The sequence below is a fragment of the Lentzea sp. NPDC036955 genome (genome assembly GCF_055608005.1).
Genome location: NZ_JBVJRC010000002.1, coordinates 293,211 through 313,985 on the forward strand (window position 1 = coordinate 293,211; position 20,775 = coordinate 313,985).

At 72.1% G+C, this 20,775-nt stretch carries 22 protein-coding genes; 11 read left to right on the plus strand and 11 right to left on the minus strand.

Annotated elements, in window-relative coordinates:
- Window positions 1–30: 30 nt before the first annotated feature.
- From ACZ7CF_RS06425 to ACZ7CF_RS06440, 4 genes are all read right to left on the minus strand, one after another.
- Window positions 31–1,173, minus strand: a complete 1,143-nt coding sequence (locus ACZ7CF_RS06425) for an MFS transporter (protein WP_360384258.1) — start codon at window positions 1,171–1,173, stop codon at window positions 31–33.
- A gap of 99 nt (window positions 1,174–1,272) precedes the next feature.
- Complete coding sequence (locus ACZ7CF_RS06430; RefSeq protein WP_360384256.1) at window positions 1,273–1,719, minus strand: thioredoxin family protein; 447 nt, start codon at window positions 1,717–1,719, stop codon at window positions 1,273–1,275.
- Window positions 1,720–1,772: 53 nt separating this feature from the next.
- A complete protein-coding gene (locus ACZ7CF_RS06435; protein WP_360384254.1) occupies window positions 1,773–2,135 on the minus strand; it encodes a rhodanese-like domain-containing protein in 363 nt (120 codons plus the stop codon).
- A gap of 88 nt (window positions 2,136–2,223) precedes the next feature.
- A complete protein-coding gene (locus ACZ7CF_RS06440) occupies window positions 2,224–3,162 on the minus strand; it encodes a LysR family transcriptional regulator (RefSeq protein WP_360384252.1) in 939 nt (312 codons plus the stop codon).
- Window positions 3,163–3,344: 182 nt separating this feature from the next.
- Between ACZ7CF_RS06440 and ACZ7CF_RS06445 the strand changes: the two genes are divergently transcribed.
- From ACZ7CF_RS06445 to ACZ7CF_RS06455, 3 genes are all read left to right on the plus strand, one after another.
- Window positions 3,345–4,025: a tRNA-dependent cyclodipeptide synthase gene (locus tag ACZ7CF_RS06445; protein ID WP_360384250.1), complete on the plus strand. Its 681-nt coding sequence runs from the start codon at window positions 3,345–3,347 to the stop codon at window positions 4,023–4,025.
- Between the two features lie 4 nt (window positions 4,026–4,029).
- Window positions 4,030–5,325: a purine-cytosine permease family protein gene (locus tag ACZ7CF_RS06450; RefSeq protein WP_360384248.1), complete on the plus strand. Its 1,296-nt coding sequence runs from the start codon at window positions 4,030–4,032 to the stop codon at window positions 5,323–5,325.
- 84 nt (window positions 5,326–5,409) lie between these two features.
- Window positions 5,410–6,345 carry a LysR family transcriptional regulator gene (locus tag ACZ7CF_RS06455; RefSeq protein ID WP_470369040.1) on the plus strand — a complete coding sequence of 312 codons (936 nt, stop codon included), beginning with the start codon at window positions 5,410–5,412 and terminating at the stop codon, window positions 6,343–6,345.
- Between the two features lie 69 nt (window positions 6,346–6,414).
- Here ACZ7CF_RS06455 and ACZ7CF_RS06460 read toward each other — a convergent pair whose 3' ends face one another.
- Window positions 6,415–7,815, minus strand: a complete 1,401-nt coding sequence (locus ACZ7CF_RS06460) for a M1 family metallopeptidase (RefSeq protein ID WP_470369041.1) — start codon at window positions 7,813–7,815, stop codon at window positions 6,415–6,417.
- A 209-nt stretch (window positions 7,816–8,024) separates the two neighbouring features.
- On the opposite strand from ACZ7CF_RS06460, the gene ACZ7CF_RS06465 reads away from it, so the two are divergent.
- From ACZ7CF_RS06465 to ACZ7CF_RS06475, 3 genes are read left to right on the plus strand one after another with little or no spacing between them, the layout of a single operon-like run.
- Window positions 8,025–8,474 (plus strand): hypothetical protein, encoded by a 450-nt coding sequence (locus tag ACZ7CF_RS06465; protein WP_470369042.1) that lies wholly within the window; start codon window positions 8,025–8,027, stop codon window positions 8,472–8,474.
- A gap of 37 nt (window positions 8,475–8,511) precedes the next feature.
- Window positions 8,512–9,663 (plus strand): sensor histidine kinase, encoded by a 1,152-nt coding sequence (locus ACZ7CF_RS06470; protein ID WP_470369043.1) that lies wholly within the window; start codon window positions 8,512–8,514, stop codon window positions 9,661–9,663.
- On the plus strand, window positions 9,663–10,307 hold the full coding sequence (locus tag ACZ7CF_RS06475) for a response regulator transcription factor (RefSeq protein WP_360384238.1): 645 nt from the start codon (window positions 9,663–9,665) through the stop codon (window positions 10,305–10,307). Before ACZ7CF_RS06470 ends, ACZ7CF_RS06475 begins: the two co-directional genes overlap by 1 nt.
- On the opposite strand, the gene ACZ7CF_RS06480 is transcribed toward ACZ7CF_RS06475, so the two are convergent.
- Entirely contained in the window at window positions 10,300–10,758 is a 459-nt protein-coding gene (locus tag ACZ7CF_RS06480) for an RDD family protein (protein ID WP_360384236.1), read from the minus strand. The genes ACZ7CF_RS06475 and ACZ7CF_RS06480 overlap by 8 nt on opposite strands.
- 91 nt (window positions 10,759–10,849) lie before the next feature.
- On the minus strand, window positions 10,850–11,257 hold the full coding sequence (locus tag ACZ7CF_RS06485; protein ID WP_360384234.1) for an SRPBCC family protein: 408 nt from the start codon (window positions 11,255–11,257) through the stop codon (window positions 10,850–10,852).
- A gap of 169 nt (window positions 11,258–11,426) precedes the next feature.
- Between ACZ7CF_RS06485 and ACZ7CF_RS06490 the strand changes: the two genes are divergently transcribed.
- Entirely contained in the window at window positions 11,427–12,215 is a 789-nt protein-coding gene (locus ACZ7CF_RS06490) for a PRC and DUF2382 domain-containing protein (RefSeq protein ID WP_360384232.1), read from the plus strand.
- A 21-nt stretch (window positions 12,216–12,236) separates the two neighbouring features.
- Here the strand turns inward: ACZ7CF_RS06490 and ACZ7CF_RS06495 are convergent, their stop codons facing one another.
- From ACZ7CF_RS06495 to ACZ7CF_RS06505, 3 genes are read right to left on the minus strand one after another with little or no spacing between them, the layout of a single operon-like run.
- Window positions 12,237–13,070, minus strand: a complete 834-nt coding sequence (locus tag ACZ7CF_RS06495; RefSeq protein ID WP_470369044.1) for a PaaX family transcriptional regulator — start codon at window positions 13,068–13,070, stop codon at window positions 12,237–12,239.
- Window positions 13,060–13,947: a fumarylacetoacetate hydrolase family protein gene (locus ACZ7CF_RS06500; RefSeq protein WP_470369045.1), complete on the minus strand. Its 888-nt coding sequence runs from the start codon at window positions 13,945–13,947 to the stop codon at window positions 13,060–13,062. The genes ACZ7CF_RS06495 and ACZ7CF_RS06500 overlap by 11 nt, the downstream gene beginning before the upstream one ends.
- 33 nt (window positions 13,948–13,980) lie before the next feature.
- Complete coding sequence (locus ACZ7CF_RS06505) at window positions 13,981–14,403, minus strand: RidA family protein (protein WP_470369046.1); 423 nt, start codon at window positions 14,401–14,403, stop codon at window positions 13,981–13,983.
- A 40-nt stretch (window positions 14,404–14,443) separates the two neighbouring features.
- Between ACZ7CF_RS06505 and ACZ7CF_RS06510 the strand changes: the two genes are divergently transcribed.
- The 4 genes from ACZ7CF_RS06510 to ACZ7CF_RS06525 are packed head-to-tail and all read left to right on the plus strand — an operon-like array spanning window position 14,444 to window position 19,825.
- Window positions 14,444–14,926, plus strand: coding sequence for a cupin domain-containing protein (locus ACZ7CF_RS06510; RefSeq protein WP_360384224.1), 483 nt, complete (start codon window positions 14,444–14,446; stop codon window positions 14,924–14,926).
- The gene (locus ACZ7CF_RS06515; protein ID WP_470369047.1) at window positions 14,923–15,819 is read left to right on the plus strand and encodes an acyl-CoA thioesterase; all 897 of its coding nucleotides are present in this window, start codon (window positions 14,923–14,925) and stop codon (window positions 15,817–15,819) included. The genes ACZ7CF_RS06510 and ACZ7CF_RS06515 overlap by 4 nt, the downstream gene beginning before the upstream one ends.
- Before the next feature lie 26 nt (window positions 15,820–15,845).
- A complete protein-coding gene (locus tag ACZ7CF_RS06520; RefSeq protein WP_470369048.1) occupies window positions 15,846–17,432 on the plus strand; it encodes an AMP-binding protein in 1,587 nt (528 codons plus the stop codon).
- Complete coding sequence (locus tag ACZ7CF_RS06525; protein WP_470369049.1) at window positions 17,429–19,825, plus strand: bifunctional salicylyl-CoA 5-hydroxylase/oxidoreductase; 2,397 nt, start codon at window positions 17,429–17,431, stop codon at window positions 19,823–19,825. The genes ACZ7CF_RS06520 and ACZ7CF_RS06525 overlap by 4 nt, the downstream gene beginning before the upstream one ends.
- Before the next feature lie 55 nt (window positions 19,826–19,880).
- Here the strand turns inward: ACZ7CF_RS06525 and ACZ7CF_RS06530 are convergent, their stop codons facing one another.
- On the minus strand, window positions 19,881–20,705 hold the full coding sequence (locus tag ACZ7CF_RS06530; protein ID WP_360384216.1) for an NAD(P)H-binding protein: 825 nt from the start codon (window positions 20,703–20,705) through the stop codon (window positions 19,881–19,883).
- Between the last annotated feature and the right edge of the window lie 70 nt (window positions 20,706–20,775).

A 20,775-nucleotide genomic window follows, 5' to 3' on the forward strand; every position in this document is an offset into this window, starting at 1 on the left:
AGCCCGATGTGCGCGGACCGGCGGGTGGCATCACCCGGTGTGCTGCGGAACCCGGTTCGCCACCGGGGTCCGCAGCGCCACCAGCAGCGGCAGCACCATCACGGCGGCGGCAGCCGCGCCCAGTGCGGCCGGTTCGGTGTCGAGGACGAGGCCGCCGACGGTCGCACCGCCCGCCACGGCCGCGTTCCAGGAGGCGATCGTCAGCGACTGCGCCGAGTCCGCCGTGCGGCCCGCGACCAGTGCCGTGACCGCCTGGAACGCGGTCGGCGCACCTCCGAATGCGAAGCCCCACAACGCCATCGCGAGCAGCAGGGGCGCGGAGCCGTCGGCGAGCGGCACCAGCGCGATGGCCACCGCCGCCGCGGCCGGGCACGCCACCAGCACCCCGCGCGGGAACCGGTCCAGCGCACTGCCCACGGCCAGGAGGCCCATGACCGCGGCGAGACCGAACACCAGCAATGCCGTGCTGAGCAACCACTCCCTGCCCACCTGCTCCAGCGCGGGACCCAGGTACGTGTAGAACATGTTGTGCGCCAACGAGAACGTGAGCACCATCAGCACGACCGGGACCATGCCGGGCACGCGCAACGCGGCGGGGATGCTGACCCGCACCGGTTCGGGCGCCACCGGGGGCACCGCCGCCGACACCCACCCGAGCAACGGCACGGCGATCACGCCCATCAGCACGAACGCCCACCGCCACCCCACCAGCTCACCCAGCACGGTGCCCGCCGGCACGCCGACGGCGAAGCCCAGCGGGGTACCGGCCATGGCGACCGCGAGTGCGCGCCCGGACAGGTGCGGTGGCGCGAGCCGCATCGCGTACACCGCGACCAGCCCCCACATCACGCCGGTGATCGCGCCGGAGGCGATCCGCATCGCCAGGACGAGGCCGTACCAGGGGGAGACGGCGATGACGAGGTTGGTCAGGCCGAAGCCGAACACGAGCCCGAGCAGCACGGGCTTGCGCCGCAACCGGGAGGTGAGCGCGGTCAGCGGCACCGCGGCCAGCGCGGTGGTGAGGGCGTAGCCGGTGACCAGGTGACCGGTGGTCGAGGGCGGCACGCCGAAGTCGGCGGACATGCCCAGCAGCAACCCGGCGGGCAGCACCTCGGTCAGGCAGCCGAGCAGGACGATCACGGACAGCGCGAGCAGCGCGCGGTACGGGAGCACGGCCGGCTCCTTTCGCAGGGAAACGCGGCGGCAGGGGCGCCGCGGTGGCCGGGTGGGCGAACGGCCGGCGCCCTGGCACGAGGGCGCCGGCCGGCCGCGTCAGCCCTTGGCGAGCTGGGCGTCGATCCACGACCGCAGCGCGGCCTCGCCGCGGTACCCGACGTTGCGCGAGCCGGGGAGCTCCGCCGCGTTGCGCATCGGGACGAGCGTGGGCAGGTACTGGATGCGGTACTTGGAGGACAGGTCGCGGCTGACGTCGACGTCGACCTCACCGAGCAGGAACCGGCCGTCGTACTCGGCGGCGAGCCGTTCGATGACCGGCTTCATCTGCCGGCACGGACCGCACCAGGTGGCCCCGAAGTCGAGGACGACCAGCTTGGTCCGGGAGATCTCCAGGATCTCGGCGTGGTTGGCGGAGGTGACCTTGACGACGTTCCCGTCGGCCGTGACCGACGGGGCCGCGGAGGCGGGTGCGGCCACCAGCAGGGTGGCGGCGACCGCGACGAGGGCGACGCCGACGTGGCGCAGCCGGGTGAGCAGGGACATGGGTGAACTCCTCGGGTGTGGCAGGGTGAGGCGGCGGAACGTCTCGGGAGCGCTCAGGCGCTGGAGGTGTCCGAAGTGGACGTCGGCAGGCCGGCACCGACCCAGTCCTCGATGCCGCCGCGGTACTTGCGCACGTGGGCGTACCCGAGCTGGGCCAGCCGGGCGCCGACGAAGTCGCTGTTGCGGCACGGGGCGTTGGCGCAGTAGACGACGATGTCCGCGGACTTGTCGGGCAGCACGTCGGGGGCGTGCCGGTCGGTGAACGCCGCCGCGTCGTCGTAGGGATAGCCGGGGATGTTCACCGCACCCGGCAGGTGCTCCCTTTCGTAGTACGCCACGGGCATGGTGTCGACCACGACGAGCGTGCCCGTGTCGATGCCATTCCTGAGCTCGTCGCGGGTGATCAGCGGCAGCATGGCAGAAGTCCCTTTCCGGCTCCTCGGCGCAATTGCGGCGGTCCACCGAGTGTGTCCACGCCGTGCCACCGCGCCCACTGCCGCTCGGCTATGCCGTGCCGTTATCCGCCTCCAGCCACGCGCGGTAGACCGCGTTGTCGCGGGCGAGTTTCCGGTAGGAGCTCACCGCGGCGGCGTGCACTTCCTCGAATTGCGCGGCCAACGGGTGGTCGGTGCGCCACAACAGCAGGTGCTGCACCGTCATCGGCGTTCCCGTCAACGGCCGCAGCACCATTCCCGGCGTTTCCGGCGTGGTCGGCTGGACCAGGCACACCCCGTGCCCGCCGGCGACCAGGCGGAACCGCAGCGTGTCCACGTCGTGCGCGATGCGCGGGGTGAACCCGTGCGCCAGGCACATCTCCCTGAACACGATCCGGCAGCCGTCGCCGCAGCTCGACACGATCCACCGCTCGTCGGCGAGGTCCGCGAGGTCGACCGCGGCCGCGCCGGTGAGCCGGTGCCACGACGGCAGCGCCACGAACGACGGCTCGGTCACGACCCGCGCGACTCGCACCGCACCGGGCACCGCCAGCGTCCGCGGCCCGCAGACCAGCACCAGCGCCAGGTCCACGCACCGGTTCACCACCTGCTGCACCAGCCGGCTGTGCGACATGTCCGCCCTGGTCGTCAGCTCGTGACCGGGCATCAGGTCGAGCACGCAGCGGAACACGTCCGGTGCCAGCGCGCTGTCGTTCCAGCCCACCCTGACACCCGTGGCGGCCTGCTGGTGGGCGCGGAAGTCGCGGTCCAGCTCGTCGAACGCGGGGATGATCGCCTCCGCGCGGGCCAGCACGAGCGCGCCGATGCGGGTCGGTCGCACCCCGCGCGGGTCGCGGTCGAACAACCGGTCGCCGACGAGTTGTTCGATGCGCCGCAGCTGGTGGCTGACGGCGGGCTGCGGGAGGCGGAGCTCGCCCGCCGCCCGGTTGAGGCTGCCCGCGCGTGCGATGGCGAGCAGCACGCGCAAATGCCGGACCTGGAGTTCCATGCACCTCATTACGCTCGGTCCGCGGCGCCCTGTCACCAGACCGTTCAGCTCAATCCTGGACAGCGCATAAGGCTGCGGCATGACCGTTCGGCATTACCTGCCGGGTGGACTGCTCCGCATAGTGGTCGGAATCCGGACTTTCCGGTTTCCCTGCACCCCTGTGAAATTCCTCGGAGCCAACGGTGTTGCTGACAACCCCGCTGACCGAGCACTGCGCGCGGCCGTTGCGAAGCGGCCGGCACGTGTGCGTCGGCGTCAGCCCGTTCAACAGCTACTTCTCGGTCGAGCGCATCACCGCGCTGGCCCGCTGGGCGATCGCCGAGTTCGAGCGCTTCCACTTCTTCATCCCCGACCACGCGGCGGCCTTCACCCTGGAGGCACTGGGCTACGACCCCGCACGCGCCAGGACGAAGGCACGCCGCCAGGGCCAGTACGTGGTCAACAAGGTGTGCCGCGCGCTGTGGGACGTCGGTGTCGCCCGCCCGGAGGACCACGTGCTCGACGGCACGACCCTGGCCGAGAACCCGTGCTACCTGCGGCTGCTGACGAACGGCCACGACCTGTTCGACCACGACGAGGAGTTCGCCGGCCACTGCCTGGACGCCACCCGCTGGGTGCTCGACCGCAAGCTGCCCGACGGCGAGGTGCCCACGGAGGTCCAGCTGCGCAGCGCCGTGCGGTACTTCCTGGCCGAGCTGCCCCTGTTCGTCGACACGCCCGCCATCACCGGGACCGAGAGCTCGGTGTTCGCCTACCACCAGCGGGTCAAGTTCCTCGAGCTGCTCTACGCCCGCGAGCTGACCTGGCAGCCGCACCCGAACCAGGGCTTCGTGCTGCTGCAGTCCGACGACGAGGAGAGCTGACCCCGTGCACGACGACTACTCGCTGCGCCGGCTGCCCGACTCGGCGCGCTGCTCCTGGGTTTCCGTGGCGGTGCAGCGGTTCGGGCAGGTCTCCTCGTTCCACCAGTTCCTGCTCGGCGCGGTCCTGGGCTTCGGCATGACGTTCCAGGACGCCGTGCTGGCCATCACGCTCGGCGCGGTGATGCTGGAGGTCGTGACCGTGCTGATGGGCGTGGCCGGCATGCGGGAGGGCGTCTCCACGTCCGTGCTCGCCCGCTGGGCCGGGTTCGGCGGCCGCGGCTCCGGCCTGGTCGGTCTGCTCGTCACGCTGAGCCTCGCCGGGTGGTTCGGCGTGCAGAACGACGTGTTCGCCCACGGCCTGCACTCGTTGATGGGCGGCCCGCCGGTGTGGGTGTGGGCGGTGTTCGGCGGGATCGTGGTGACCGGCATCGTCGTCGCCGGCTTCCACACCATGGCCTGGACCGCGTACCTGACGGTGCCGGCGTTCCTGCTGCTCGCCGGGTACGCGATCACGCAGGAGCTGCGCCGCCACGACCTCGCCGACCTGGTCGCCATGCCGCCGCCGGGCCCGGCGCTGTCCGTCGCCCAGGGCACGACCCTGGTCGCGGGCGCGTTCATCATGGGCGCGGTGATGACGCCGGACATGACCCGGTTCAACCGGCGCGTGAGCGACGTCGTCAAGCAGACGCTGATCAGCGTGACGCTGGGGGAGTACCTCATCGGCCTGACCGGGGTGCTGCTCGCGCACGCCGCCCGCAGCGCCGACGTGGTCGCCGCCGTCACCTCGACCTCCGGTGTCCTCGGCACGCTCATCCTGGTCACCGCGATCATGAAGATCAACGACTGGAACCTGTACTCGGCCTCGCTCGGCCTGGTCAACACCGCGGACGTGCTGCTGGGCCGCACGCTCACCCGCACGAGGGCCACGCTGGCGCTGGGCGCGCTGGGCACCCTGCTGTCCGCGCTGGGCATCCTCGACCACTTCACCACGTTCCTGACGTGGATCGGGATCATCACGCCACCGGTCGCGGGCATCGTGATCGCCGAGTACTTCGTGGTCCGCACGTGGCGGCGCGAGCTGGCCGAGTGGGGCGCGGTCGGCGAGCTGCCACCGGCCCCGCCGGACTGGGTGCCCGCCTCCCTGGTGTGCTGGGCGGTCGGTGCGGCGGTGGGCGCGTTCGTGCCCGTGGGCATTCCGACGATCAACTCCGTCGTGGTGGCGTTCGCGCTCTACGCTGCGATCGGGAGGACCGCCGGCATCCTGCGACCGCCCGGCCCCCGCGTCACCACCCCCGGCTGACCCGGCATCTGCAAGTACCACCGTAACCAGCAGGGGATCAGGGAACGGAAGAAACACGTAGAGGTGTGGACGGGGTGTGACGGCATGGAGCTCGACGTCCACCACCTCCGGCTCGTGCGGGCGATCGGTCAGACCGGCAGCCTGTCCGAGGCGGCGGTGGTGCTCGGCATCAGCCAGCCCGCGGTGAGCGGCAAGCTCAAGCGGCTGGAGAACGCGCTGGGACAACGCCTGTTCGACCGCGGCCGCGCGACGGCGGTGACCCCGACCCCGACCGGTGAGCTGCTGATCAGCCGGATCGCCGCCGTCCTGCCGCTGATGGAGGGGCTGGTGCACGACATCGAGTCGCGCACCGGCCCCGGTTCGTCGCGGGTGCGGGTGGGCGGGGCGTGTTCCCCGATCCTCGCCCACCTGCCGGCGATCGCCGCGGCCCGGCTGCCCCGCGGCGAGGGCGCGTCGCTGCTCGACAGCGAGTGCCGCGACCTCGTGGTGGACCTGGTGGCCCAGCGGCGGCTGGAGATCGGCGTGGTCAAGGACTACCCGGGGTTCGAGGCGGCGGTGCCTGCCTGCGTGGACACCGCGGTGATCGCGCTGGACCCGACGATGGTGGTGCTGCCGGAGGACCACCCGCTGGCACGCCACAAGGTCGTGCGGCTCGACCAGCTGGCGCAGGAGGAGTGGGTGCTGCCGCCACCGGACTCGGCGCGGTTCCACGAGTACTTCCGCGCCACCTGCCGGGCCGCCGGGTTCACGCCCAGGGTCCGGCACGTCGCGGAGAACTACTCGACGACCGTCGCCGCGGTCCGCACCGGCGCGGTCGGGTTGTCGCAGGCCATTTGCGAGGGGCACCAGCAGGTGGCGGTGCGGCTGCTCGCCGACGACGCGTTGGAACGGCGGTTCCTGCTGCTGTGGCACCGGGAAGGCGTCGTGGCCGAGCACGCGCGCCCGGTGCTCGCCGACGCCGCGGCGGCCTACCGGGCCGAGTGCCACGCCTCGCCCGTCTACTCGCGCTACCTGGCCTGACGCCAGGTGTGAGCCGGCCGGTCTCGGGGATCCGGCCGGCTCACGGTTCCCCGGGCCGGGGTCGTGTGGTCAGCCCGGGAAGCCGGTGGGCGCGGTCGTGCCGTCGACCCAGGCCGCGAAGAACGGCTCCAGGTCCATGTCGGCCACCGCCGCCGTGTAGAGCTCCCAGTCGTGCCAGCCCTGGTTCCAGTTGTCGTTGATCTCCGGGAACTCCCGCAGCACGGCGAAGAACTTCTCGTCACCGATGTGCTTGCGCAGCGCGTGCACCATCAGCACGCCCTTGTCCGACACCGAGAACTCGCGGCCCCTGCCCGGATCGGACAGCTTGCGCGCCCAGAACGCCGCACCCGCCCGGTCGACCGCGGCCCGGTAGCGCTGCTCGACGTCGACACCGTGCCGCTGCTCGTCCCACAGCCACCCGAGGTAGCGCGCGAACGACTCCGGCAGCGGCTGGTCCTTCCACATCTTGATGGCGAGCTTGTTGCCCCACCACTGCGCCGCGACGGCCCGCACGAGCGCGGACTCGTCGGCACCCGCCCCGAACACCGCGCGGCCCTGCGCCGGGTGCGCGTACCCCAGCCGGTCCGGCACGTACAGCCCACCGGTCGACGCGTACGGGAACGGACCCAGGTAGGTGGTCAGGAACTCCACCACCGCGGGCAGCTTCGCCGCCGGCTCCGTCGCGTTCGCACCGGGCGCGAAGGCGTCGAGGACCGGTGTCCGCCCGGCGACCGACTCCCGCACGGTGTACCGGTCGATGCCGATCATCGTGGCGGACGGGGCGATCGGGGTGTTCTCCGCCCACGTGACGGTGGACCCGGAAACCGACTCGCGCACGCCGTTGGACACCGCGGTCCACCCGCCGGGAACGGTCGCGGTGACGCGGAACGTGGCCTTGTCCGCGGTGGTGTCGTTGACCGGGAACCACGTCGTGGCCGAATGCGGCGCACCGGCCGCGAACGCGCCACCGGTCACCGAGGTCCGCCACCCGGTCCAGCCGCGCGGGGTGAGCTCGGCCTGCGGGCGTCCGCAGTAGACGACGGTGACGGTGAACTCGGCGCCCTCGGTGAGCACCTCCTTCGGCGTCACGACCAGCTCGTGCTCCCCGGTCCGGCTGAACGCCGCCGCGACGCCGTTCACCTGCACCCCGCTCACGGTCAGGCCGCGCAGGTCGAGGTTGAACCGGCTGAGCCGCTGCGTCGCGACCGCCCGCACGGTGGTCCTGGCGGCGAGGAAGCGGATCGCCGGGTCGTAGGTCAGGGTGACGTCGTAGTGCGCCACGTCGTACCCGCCGTTGCCGTCGGTCGGGTAGTACGGGTCGACGCCGAGCACGGTGCCGTTGGGAGCGACGTGGACGTAGCCGTCCGTGCCGATCGTGTCGTCCTGCGCCGCGGCGGTCGCCGGGCACACGGTCAGGCCGCACAACAGCAGGGTGACCGGCGACGCGAGCCGCCGGATGCGCACAGCCATGGGAAACCTCTCGGGATCGGGTTCGGATCCCCGTCAGTCTCTGCGGCCGTGGTCCCGCCGCCCACTGCCGTTCACCCATGCCGCCGCGTTATCCCGACCCGCCATGCTCAGGCTGCCGCCGGAGGCCCGCAACCGGTGCCCCGTCCGAAAGTACTAGATCCGAACCCGTTGTGCTGCAATGCTTTCCGCCACGTCCTACGGTCGTGATCATGACTACTGCAACGGGCAGGACCACGCCGCCGGGCACCATCACCGCGGCGTTCGCGGGGTTCCTCGTGTCCAGCGTCTCCGCTGTCGCGGCCGTGGGCATGTTGGTGGGCACGCACGACGAGCTCGTCGAGGCGCTGCGGGCCGCGCAGCCGTCCCTCGGCGAGGACCAGCTGCAGAGCACCGCCACCGCCACCCAGGTCGTGTTCGCGAGCATCGCGCTGGTGATCGCGCTGGTGCAGCTGTGGCTCGCGTTCAAGGTCAGGTCGGGGCGCAACTGGGCCAGGGTCGTGCTGACCGTCTTCACCGTGTTCCAGGTGGCGGCCGTGCTGTTCGGCGAGGGCACGACGCTGCCGGCCTACGGGGGTGCGCTGGCGGCAGCGGCGGCGGTGGTGGCGAGCTACCTGCCGGCGTCCAACGCCTACGTCGACGCGGTCAAGCGGGCGGGGTAGCGGGATCACCGCCGGGCGACGGGGCCAGAATGCCGGTATGACCGCAGGCGTACCGACGGCACGGCGGAGCGTGTTCGTGGCGGAGGTCGGCGCGCTGCTCGCGGCGCAGGCCGTGGACGCGGTGCTGGTGGTGCAGGCGGACGCCGTTCCGCGTGGGATCACCGGGTCGCTGCTCACGGTGGTGCTGCCGTACGCGGGCTCGGCCACGGCCGTCCTCGCCGTGCTGCGGCGCCGGTTCCCGCGCAGGGTCGAGCTGCTCGCGGGCGCGGTGGTGGGGCTGTCGCTGCTCGGCACCGCGGTCGCGGGCCTGGCACCGCGGGCTCCGCTGCAACCGGTGGTGACCGAGGTGCTGGCGGTGCTGCTGGTCGCGGCGGCGGGGTGCCGGCGGCTGCCGGTGTGGCGGGCCGCCGCGCTCGCCGTCGTCGCCGGTGCCACAGTGGTGCTCGCACCGAGCGTGCGCTACGGCCTGGACTACCCGGCGGCGCTGTTCCCGGTGGCCGCCGCGCTGGCGTGGGGAGCGGCGCTCGCGCTCGGCCTGATCCTGCGGGACGCGGACGCCCGGCACCGGCGGGAGCTGGAGCGCATCCGCACCGAGGACCGCCTGCAGCTCGCGCGGGACCTGCACGACCTCGTCGCGCACCACGTGACCGGGATCGTGGTGCGCACCCGCGCCGCTCAGGCGCTGGCCCAGCATCCCGTCGAGGTGTTCGACGAGATCGAGCACGCCGCCGCCGAAGCGCTGACCGCCACCCGCGGCCTGGTCGGCGTGCTGCGCAGCGACGATCCGCTGCCGTCGCCGAGCCTCGTGCTGGGCGACGTGGTGCGGGCGGCGGCGGGCACGGACGCGGCGGTGCACGTGGCCACCGACGTGGAGGCGCTGCTCGTGCCGGCACAGGTTTCCGTGGCGCTGCACCGGGTGTTGCTGGAGGCGCTGACGAACGCGCGCCGGCACGCGACCGCCACCGAGGTGCGCGTCACGGCCAGGTCCGACGGGGACGAGCTGGTGCTGGAGGTCGAGAACAACGGCGTGACCGGGGAAGCAGCGGACGGCGGGCACGGTGTGCTCGGGATGGGAGAACGGGTGGCCGCGCTGGGCGGGGAGCTGGTCGCGGGTCCACGGGGGAGTGACCGCTGGGTGGTCACCGCACGGGTGCCGCTCGCGTTCGACACCCTGCCGAGGGGGGTCTGATGACCATCCGCGTGCTCATCGCCGACGACCAGACGTTGGTGCGCACCGGTTTCCGGCTGGTCCTCGACGCCGAACCGGGCATCAAGGTGATCAGCGAGGCCGCCGACGGCGAGGCGGCCGTGCGGATGGCCCGGCAGCTGCGCCCGGACGTGACGCTGATGGACATCCGCATGCCCAAGCTCGACGGCCTGCGGGCGACCGAGCTGCTGGCCGGTCCCGGCGTCGAGGACCCGTTGCGCGTCCTGGTGGTCACGACCTACGACCTCGACGAGAACGTCCACGCCGCCCTGCTCGCCGGTGCCTGCGGCTTCCTGCTGAAGGACGCCCGCCCTCGGCTGCTGGTGGAAGCCGTGCACGCGGCCGTCAGGGGAGAGGCCCTGGTCTCGCCCGCCGTGACGGTCCGGCTGCTCGCCCACTTCACCGGCACCGGCGGCCGCGAGCAACCTCCGACCCCGCTGACCGGCCGCGAACTCGACGTGGTGCTCGCCGTGGCCCGCGGCTGGACCAACGCCGAGATCGCCGACCGCCTCAGCGTCTCGCTGTCGACGGTGAAGTCGCACCTCACCAACGTGCAGGCCAAGCTCGGCGCCCGCAACCGCACCGAGATCGCGATCTGGGCCTGGCGCACCGGCCTGCTCAGGTGACCGCCCGCACCACCACGGTCCCGGCCACCACGTCGCCGAGCCGCTGGTGCCGCGGCGTCACGGCGATCAGCACCGCCCCGACCAGGCCGAAGAACATCCCGTCCACGGCCATCAGCACCCACCGCACCAGGTAGTCCCGCAGCGACGGCTGCCCGCCGCGCAGCGTTGTGATCCGCAACCCCAGCCACCGCATGGCCGGGGTTGCGCCGCCGTGCCGGTGCGGGTACCAGATCTCCACCCACAGCACGCCCAGCAGCGACACCGTCACGAGCACGCCCGTCGGCAGCACGAAGAACACCTCTCCGGGTGCGCCGAGCTTGATGAGCGCCATCGCCAGCAGCAGGCCGAGCACCATGCCCAGCAGGCCGGCCACCACCAGCAGCGCGAACTCGATGAGGTGCTGCCAGTACCTGCGCAGGACGATCGATCGGGACTCGGCGTCGGTGAGCACCCGGAGATGGTGCCAGGGGCGAGTTCTCGGTGGTGCGGTGCCTGGCGCCGGTGCGGTCGTGGCGTTCGGAGGGGTTACCCGGGCCGGGCCGTCAGCCGGTCGAGCGGTCATCGGCGGCCGCGGTCTGGGTGAGCACGGCAACGGTCTCCTCGAGCCCGCGCTGCACCTCGTCGCCCTTCGCCTCCCGCACGCTGTGCAGGCTGACGGTGATGCGCGACCTCCCCGGCGCGACCTCCTCGACGTGCAGCTCGCCGTGGTAGTCGTCGGGGCCCTCGGCACCCCATTCCAGCCGCCGCTGCTCGGTGTCGGGCCGCACCCACGCCTCGCCCTCGACGTGGTGGCCGTGCACCTCGGCCTCGACGTGGACCTGCTCGCCGCCCTCGGGCTCCGCCGCGGTCATCTGCGGGAAGTAGCGGGGGAGGTTCGTGGGGTCGGCGAGGAAGCTGAACAGGGTGTCGGCGGGGATGTCGGCTTCGGCGGTGTGCGTGTAGGTCGTCATGGCAGCGGGGGTACCCGCTGACCCGCCCGTCTGCACGTCGTCACGCTCCGGCAACGTGAACCACCTTCGGGGGAAGAGGTGTCACTGGATGGGCGGTATCCCGGGACCTGCCACCGGTGGCGGGGTACCTCGCGATCACAGAGACGCCAGCGACGCGAGAGGAAGAACGATGATCGATCGGACCCAGCTCGAGGCCCTGTACGACTGCGACGTCATCGACAACAAGGGCGAGCGGATCGGCTCGGTGAAGCAGTTGTGGCTCGACGACGAGGACGGCCAGCCGACCTGGGCCCAGGTCCACACCGGACTGTTCGGGCTGCGCGAGAGCTTCGTGCCGATCCAGCAGGCGCGGGTCAGCGCGGGCGCGATCACGGTGCCGGTGGACAAGGAACTGGTCAAGGAGGCGCCGAAGATCGACGTCGACGGTGACAAGATGTCCGACGCCCAGCAGGAGGAGCTCTACCGGTACTACGGCATGATCCCGAGCGCCAAGACCGGGGAGCACGACCGGCTCAGCCACGAGACCCGCGGCACGCGCGACAGCGGCATGAGGGACAGCGGCACGAACGACAGCCGCACGAGGAGCGGCCGCGAGGGCGACGGCATGTCCGTCACGCGGTCCGAGGAGCACCTCGAGGTCGGCAAGCGGCAGGTCGAGGCGGGACGGGTGCGGCTGGTCAAGCACGTCGTCACCGAGCAGCGCAACGTCACCGTGCCCGTGTCGCACGAGGAGGTGCGCGTGGTGCGGGAGCCGGTGGACGGCCCCGTGAAGGACGCGTTCGAGGAGGAGGCGGCCGAGGTGACGCTGCACCGCGAGGAGCCGGTGGTGCAGAAGCGCGCCGAGGCCGTGGAGCGGGTGCGGCTGGAGAAGGACGCCGTCACCGAGCAGCGGCAGGTCAGCGGTGAGGTGCGCAAGGAACGCGTCGACGTCGAGCGCGACGACCAGAACCGCCGCTGAGGAGCAGCACCGGAGCGGACATCAGCCGCGCGCGTGGAGCACGGCCAGTGCGTGCTCCCGCGCCGGTGCGCTCAGCGTGGTGTTCAGCTGCTCGAACAACGCCTCCGCGGTCACGCCGTTCCACCCCGGCGGCAACAGGGCCAGGGGAAGGCCGGGATCGCTGTAGGGCAGGCGGCGCCACTGGGTCAGCATCGGCACGTAGGTCCGGAACGCCCCCAGGGCTCCGGCCGGCGGTGTGTCGAGCACGGGCCGGTGGCGCCGCACGAAGTCGGCGTACAGGTCGGCCAGCTCGTCGAGGTCCCACCACGACCGCACCTTCGAGCGCAGGTCGCCGAACGCGAAGTGCCGGCCCGCGAAGATGTCCACGTACTCGGACAGGCCACGGCGCTCCAGGGTCCTGCGGGTCTCCACGGCGAGGTTGCCCGGCGCCACCCACACGCCCGGCGAGGCGGTGCCGAAACCCAGCTGGGTCAGGCTGGTGCGCAGCGCGTGGCGCTTGTCGCGTTCGGACTCCGGCACGGAGAACACCACCACCAGCCAGCCGTCGTCGGTGGTGGCGCGCCTGCGTTCGAAGATCCGGGCGTCGCCCTCGGCGAGCGCCTCCAGGGTCGGTTCGGCCAAGGCGTAGCCGGCGGCGCCGTCGCGGCGGTCGCTGCGGACCACGCCGCGGCGCTTCAGCCGGGAGATCGACGACCGCGCGGCCTGGCCCTCCACGCCGAGGTCCGCCATGAGCTGCACGACCGACGCGACGGACAGCCAGTTGTCCTCGCCGCGCGCGTAGAGGCCGAAGATCGTGACGATGAGCGGGCCGAGCCGGTCACGACCGGCGGGTGCCACGTCCGCGTCACTGTTCACCGCGAGGTTCAGCGCCCTCTCCTTCCCGGCTGAGATCCGTGAGGGTGACAGTGTTGCGCAGCTCGCCGAGACCGCTCGCACGTGTCACCACCAGGTCGCCGTCGCACAGGAAGAGCTGCGGGTCACGGGCGCTGCCGATGCCGCTGGGGGTGCCGGTGAGGACCACGTCCCCTGCGCGCAGGGTCATGCCGCGACTCAGCTCGGCGATGATCCGCGCGAACGAGAACGCCATCTGCGCGCTGGAGGCGTTCTGCAGCAGCTGCCCGTTGACCTCGCACTGCACCTGCATGGCCGTGAGGTCCACGGAGTCGGTCGTCGTCACCCACGGGCCGAGAGGCATCGTGCGGTCGATGCTCTTGCCCTTGAGCCACTGGCCGCCGTGCGCGCGTTGCAGGTCGCGCTGGGAGACGTCGTTGGCGACGAGGAAGCCGAAGACGTGGTCGAGGGCCTTCTCCTCCGGGATGTTCCGGCCGTCGCGGCCGATGACCAGCGCGATCTCGGCCTCGTAGTCCCACTGCACCGACAACGCCGGGTCGTAGGCGATCGGGTCGGTGGGGCCGATCACCGTGTCCGGGCCCTTGGTGAAGAACGTCGGCCGCTCGGGCACCGCGACCGGGTCCTGCCCCTCCCGCCTGCCCCGCGACTCCAGGAAGTGGTCGAGGTAGTTCCAGCCGGTGCACAGGACGTCGCGGTTGAAGCGGTGCAGCGGCGACTCCAGCCGCACCTCGGACAGCGGCAAGACCTCCCCGCGCTCACCCGGTGGTGCCCCGCGCACGACGTCGTCGACCGCGGTGGCCAGCAGCGTGATCGACCGCTCGGTCTCGTCGACGAGACCGGCCCTGCGGACACCGTCCACGGTCACTGATGCGAGCTTCACTATCGCGCCTCCATTTCGCTGATCATGGAAACGCTATTTCTGAATCGGCGTGACCAGGCGGTCTTCGGGGATCACCGCGACACCGAGGATCTCGATCATGGCCTCCGGTTGCCACAGCGCGGTGCAGCCGATGCCGGCCATGGCGGGGTAGACCGGGCCGGCGAGCTCGCGCCACACCGCGCCGATCTCCTTGCCGTTGGCCTGGTAGTCGGGGACGTCGGTGAGGTAGATCGTGATGCTGACCAGGTCCTCCGGCACGCCGCCCGCGGCGCGGAGGGTGGTCAGCACGTTGCCGAACGCCTGGCGGAACTGCGCGACGATGCCGCCCGGCACGATCTTCATCCCGGCGTCGGTGGCCGTCTGCCCACCCAGGTGCAGCGTCGTGCCCGCCAGGGTTCCGTGGGAGTAGCCGCTCGGCCGGGGGAGCTTGGCGGGGTTCACCGCTAGAGGCCTCATGCGTATTGACAATATCTGACGGCGGTGAAGAATGCGATATATGGAGCCCGACCTGAGCAGGTACCAGCTCGAAGGCGACAACTCGACGTACCGACTGCCCAGCGGCCTGGTCGCGCCGGTGGTGACGCGGGGCGGCAGCGAGAACCCGGACACCGCGAACTCCGGCGGCGCGATCCGCATCTCCGGCGTGAGCATCCAGCACACCCCGGCCACCCGGCTGTGGTTCGGCAAGGTCACCAACGAGCCTGGCTACCGCTCGGTCACCCACCACCACGGCGAGGCCGAGACCGGCGGGTACGTGCTGTCGGGCCGGGCGCGGATCTACTTCGGCGACAGGTTCGAGGACTACGTCGACATGGAGGAGGGCGACTGGGTCTTCGTGCCGCCGTTCATGCCGCACATCGAGTGCAACCTCTCCCGCAACACCCCGCTGACGTGGATGACGACGCGGACCCCGGAGAACATCGTCGTCAACCTCGACGACGTGCCCGACGAGGACCTGCGCGACTGGCTGACCCGATGACCGCGGGCACCTCCGCGTTCTTCACCTCGGCGATCACGCTGGAGCGGGCCGAGCCGGAGCACTTCGACCTGGCGTTCACCGCCGTCACGCAGCCCTGCCCGTGGCCCAAGGCCTACGGCGGCGACCTGGTGGCGGCGGCGGTGGCCGCGGCCGTGCGGTCGGTGACCGACGGCAAGGTGCTGCACTCGATGCACAGCTACTTCCTGCGCCCGGCCGACATCGGTGCCGAGGTGCGCTACGAGGTGGAGCTGCTGCGCGACGGCCGGGGCTACAGCACCCGGCAGGTCCGCGGCTACCAGAACGGCAAGCCGCTCTACGCGTGCCTCGCGAACTTCGCCGCGGGGGAGACGGGCGGCACGTTCACGGCCGGGCTCACCGACGACCTGCCCGGCCCCGAGGAGCTGCCCAGCTCGGCGGCCTACCTCGCGGACCGCGCCGGCGGCACCATGACCGAGGAGTCGAAGCACTACTGGTCGGTCGGCCGCAGCTTCGACATGCGGCACGTGCCCGGCCCCGTCTACCTCGCCGTCGAGGGCGACCGGGTGCCGCACCAGGCCGTGTGGCTCAAGCCGTTCGACCCGCTGCGCCCGGTCGAGGGGCTCACCGACGCCCAGCGCGATGTCGCCGCACTGGCCTACATGTGCGACTACACCATCCTGGAGCCCGTCCTGCGGGTGCTCGACCTGCCGTGGGCCCGGCCGGGACTGGTCACCGCGAGCCTCGACCACGCCATGTGGTTCCACCGCACCGGCCCGGTCGACGACTGGCTGCTCTACGTCCAGGAGGCCGTCGCCGCCGACGACGGCCGCGGCCTGGGCTCCGGCCGCTTCTTCACCCGCGACCGCAGGCACCTCGCCACCGTCGCCCAGGAGGGCATGATCCGCGCCGCTTGACCCCGCCGCCGCCGGAAGGACCCGCCATGGACACCTTCGCCCGCGATCACCTCCCGCCGCCGGCGCTGTGGCCGACCATCGAGTTCACGACGCCCGAGCTGGCCTACCCCGACCGGCTCAACGCCGCCGCGGAGCTGGTCGACGTCGCCGCCGCGCGGTTCGGGCCCGGCCGCCCGGCGCTGCGCACCCCGGCGGGCGAGGTGTGGTCCTACGGCGAGCTGCGGACCCGTGCGAACCAGGTCGCCCACGTGCTCGTCGACGACCTGGACCTCGTTGCCGGGCAACGGGTCCTGCTGCGGTCGCCGAACAACCCGTGGACGGTGGCCGCGTGGCTCGGGGTGCTCAAGGCGGGCGGTGTCGTGGTCACCACCATGGCCGCGTTGCGCACCCGTGAGCTCACGCCGGTCGTCGAGCGGACGCGTCCGTCGATCGCGCTGACCGATCCCCGGTTCGCCGCGGACGTGCGGGCCCTGCCGGGGCTGACCGTGGTGACCCACGACGACCTCGCGGCCCGCGCCGAGCGCAAGCCGGGGGAGTTCACCGCCGTGGACACCGCCGCCGACGACGTGGCCCTGCTGGCGCCGACCTCGGGCAGCACCGGCTCACCCAAGATCACCGCGCACTTCCACCGCGACGTGCTCTCCATCGACAACACCTTCGGCCGGCACGTGCTGCGGCTGGTGCCGGACGACCTCGTGGCGTGCACGGCGCCGTTCGCGTTCACCTTCGGCCTGGGCATGCTCGTCGTGTTCCCGTTGCGCGCCGGTGCCTGCGCCCTGCTGACCGAGACCGCGACACCGCCGCAGGTCGCGGACCTCGTCGCGGAGCACGGCGTCACGGTGCTCGCGACGGCACCGACCGCGTACAAGGCGATCCTGCGCGACGGCGCCGAGCAGAAGCTCGCGGGCCTGCGGGTGGCGGTGTCGGCCGGTGAGCACATCCCGCTGGAGACCTGGCAGCGGCTTCAGGACCGGCTGGGGCTGCGCGTGATCGACGGCATCGGCGCCACGGAGCTGTTGCACATCTTCATCTCCGCGGCCGGGGACGACATCCGCCCCGGTTCCACCGGCAGACCCGTGCCCGGCTACCGCGCCACCGTCCTGGGACTCGACGGCGAGGAGCTCGGCCCCGGCGAACCCGGCCGGCTGGGCGTCATCGGCCCGGTCGGCTGCCGTTACCTCGACGACCCGCGGCAGGAGGACTACGTGGTGGATGGCTGGAACGTCACCGGCGACGTCTTCCACCGCGACGAGGACGGCTACTTCCACTACCACGCCCGCAGCGACCACATGATCGTCTCCTCCGGCTACAACATCGGCGGCCCCGAGGTGGAGGAGGCCATCGACACCCACCCGGACGTGCTGGAGTCCGCCGTCGTCGCCAAGCCCGACGAGGAACGCGGCTCGATCGTGTGTGCGTTCGTGGTGCTGCGCGAGGGCGTCGAGGCCGGTGCGGCGAAGGCCCGTGAGATCCAGGACCACGTCAAGCGGACGATCGCGCCGTACAAGTACCCGCGCGAGGTCCGGTTCCGCACCTCGTTGCCCCGCAACGCGAGCGGCAAGCTCCAGCGGTTCGCGCTCCGCAGGATCGTCGAGCAGGAGGTGCCGGCGTGAGGATCGCTGTCATCGGTGGTGGGCCCGGCGGGCTGTACTTCGCCGCGCTGATGAAGCAGCTCGACCCCGCCCACGACGTCACCGTGTGGGAACGCGACGCGGCCGGCGTCACGTTCGGCTTCGGCGTGGTGTTCTCCGACGAGACGCTCGGCGGGATCGAGAACGCCGACCCGGAGTTCGCCGGCGCGATGGCCAGCCGGTTCGCGCGCTGGACGGACATCGACATCCACTACCGGGGCGAGAGCCACACGGTGGGAGGTCAGGGGTTCGCGGCGATGAGCCGCAAGGAGCTGCTCGGCCTGCTCCAGCGGCGGTGCCACGACCTGGGGGTGGCCGTGCACTTCTCGGCGCCCGCGCCCGACGTCCGGCTCCTGCGCGCGGACCACGACCTGGTCGTCGGCGCGGACGGGGTGAACTCGCTGGTGCGCCAGACCGCCGGGGACGTCTTCGGCTCCACTGTGGACCACCGGCGCAACAGGTACATGTGGCTCGGCACCGACCGCGTCTTCGAGGCGTTCCAGTTCTTCATCAGGGACACCGAGTGGGGCACCATGCAGGTGCACGGCTATCCCTACTCCGACAGCGGTTCCACGTTCATCGTCGAGATGCACGAGGACGTCTGGCGCCGCGCCGGGTTCGACACCGGCGAGCAGTTCGCGCCGGGTGCGTCCGACGACCGCGCCGTCGACCGGATCCGCGAGCTGTTCGCCGAGGAGCTGGGCGGCCACGAGGTGTTCGCCAACAACTCCAAGTGGCTCAGCTTCGCGACCGTGCGCAACGAGCGCTGGCACGACGGCAACCTCGTCCTCGTCGGCGACGCCGCGCACACCGCCCACTTCTCGATCGGCTCCGGCACCAAGCTCGCGATGGAGGACTCCCTCGCGCTGGCCGCCTGTCTGCACGAGCACCCGGACGTCGGGACCGCGCTGGCCGCGTACGAGGCCGAACGCCGTCCCGTCGTGGAGTCCACCCAACGCGCCGCGCAGGCGTCGCTGGAGTGGTTCGAGAACATCGGCATGTACACCGGCCAGGAGCCGACCCGGTTCTGCTTCAACCTGCTGACCCGCTCGCGCCGCATCACCCACGACAACCTCCGCACCCGCGACCCGGAGTTCGCCGACCGCGTGGACGCCGCGTTCGCCGCCGCCCAGGGCCTCCCGGCCACCGCGCCGGCGATGTTCCAGCCGTTCCGGCTGGGCGGGCTGGAGCTGAAGAACCGGGTCGTCGTCTCACCGATGGACATGTACTCGGCTGTCGACGGCGTGCCCGGCGACTTCCACCTCGTGCACCTGGGCTCCAAGGCGATGGGCGGCGCTGGCCTGGTGATGACCGAGATGGTGTGCGTGTCGCCGCAGGGCCGCATCACGCCGGGCTGCACCGGTCTGTGGAATGACGAGCAACGCGACTCGTGGGCGCGCATCGTGTCGTTCGTGCACTCGCGCAGCACCGCGCGCATCGGGTTGCAGCTCGGCCATTCCGGCCGCAAGGGCTCGACCCGGCTGATGTGGGAGGGCATGGACGACCCGTTGCCGGAGGGCGGCTGGGAGACGGTCGGGCCCTCGCCGCTGCCGTACGGTCCCGCCTCACCCGTTCCGCGCGAGCTCACCCGCGCCGACCTGGACGAGCTCACCCAGTCGTTCACCGAGGCCGCCCTGCGCGGTGCCGAAGCGGGTTTCGACCTGCTCGAACTGCACTGCGCGCACGGCTACCTGCTGTCGTCGTTCCTGTCGCCGCTCGCGAACCGGCGCACCGACGCCTACGGCGGCTCGCTCGCGAACCGGTTGCGGTACCCGCTGGAGGTCTTCGACGCCGTCCGCGCGGTGTGGCCGGCCGGGCGCCCGATGATCGTGCGCATCTCCGCCACCGACTGGGCCGACGGCGGCATCACCGAACACGACGCCGTCGAGATCGCCCGCGCCTTCATCGCCCACGGCGCGGACGCGATCGACGTCTCCTCCGGCCAGGTCACCGCGGACGAACGCCCGGCGTACGGCCGCTCCTACCAGACCCCGCTCGCCGACCGGATCCGCCACGAGGCCGCCGCCGCCACCGGCACGGCCGTCATCGCCGTCGGCGCCATCGCGTCCCACGACGACGTGAACTCCATCCTGCTGGCCGGTCGCGCCGACCTGTGCGCACTCGGCCGCACCCACCTGTACGACCCGCACTGGACGCTGCACGCGGCCGCAGAGCAGGACCACCGCGTCGACTGGCCGGTGCAGTTCCAGGCCGGCAGCCGGAAACCACCGTCGGCGCGCACCGACGCGGTCCGCCCGCGGCTGTCGCTGCTGCGGGCGGACCCGCCGGAGCGCACCGTGCACCTGCGGTGGACACCGCGCAGCGCACCGGAGCGGGTCCGGGACGAGCCTCCGGCCACCGGCACCCGCGTCTGACCGGCGTCAGCCCGCTACCTGCCGCCGTAGGGTCCTGCGGTGTCGCAGCCGTCGCTCACCACTCGGTCGCGGCGGCGAACTCCGCGAAGGTCCGCGCAGGCCGCCCGAGCGCCCGCTGCACGCCGTCGGAGAGGTACGCGTCGGTGCCGTTGCGCAGCGGCTCGACCATGTCCGCGAACGCCCGCGCGTCCTCGGGTGCGAAGCCCTGCGCGGTGAGCTCGGCGATGTGGTCGTCGACGTCCAACGGCACGTAACGGATCTCGCGACCGGCGTGAGCGGAGATCGTGGCCACCGCCTCGGCGAGCGTCACGACCGCGGGCCCGGACAGCTCGTAGACCTGCCCGTCGTGCCCGTCCTCGGTGAGCGCGGCGCCGACCACGGCGGCGATGTCCTCGGCGTCGACGAAGCTCGCCGCACCCTCACCTGCGGGCAGCCGCAGCTCACCGGCCTCGACCGCGGCCGAGAAGAACCCCTCGCTGAAGTTCTGCGCGAACCAGCCCGGCCGGGTGATCGTCCACTCCAGACCGCTGGTGCGCACCGCGTCCTCGCTGTCCAGCAACCCGTCGAGGACCCCGCCGCTGTCCGTCGCGTAGTCCGGGTCGTCGATGCCGCGACCGGACGCCAGCACGACCCTGCGCACACCGAGCTCCTGCGCCCGTCGCACGAACGGGCGCACGAGCCTGGTCCCGTCGACCTGCACGACGTAGACGGCGCTCACCCCGTCGAACGCCGCGTCCCACGTCTGCTGGTCGGTCCAGTCGAACACGTGCTCCCCGCGCCGTGACGCCGCGCGGACCCGCATCCCCTGGGCCCGCAACCGCCGCACCACGCGCCTGCCCGTCTTGCCGGTCGCACCGGTGACGAGAACTTGATCAGTCATGGGCTCAGCCAACCTCGGTCCGGTGAGACGATCCATGGCTCTGGCACTCTTCTGGATGTTCGATCGTCTA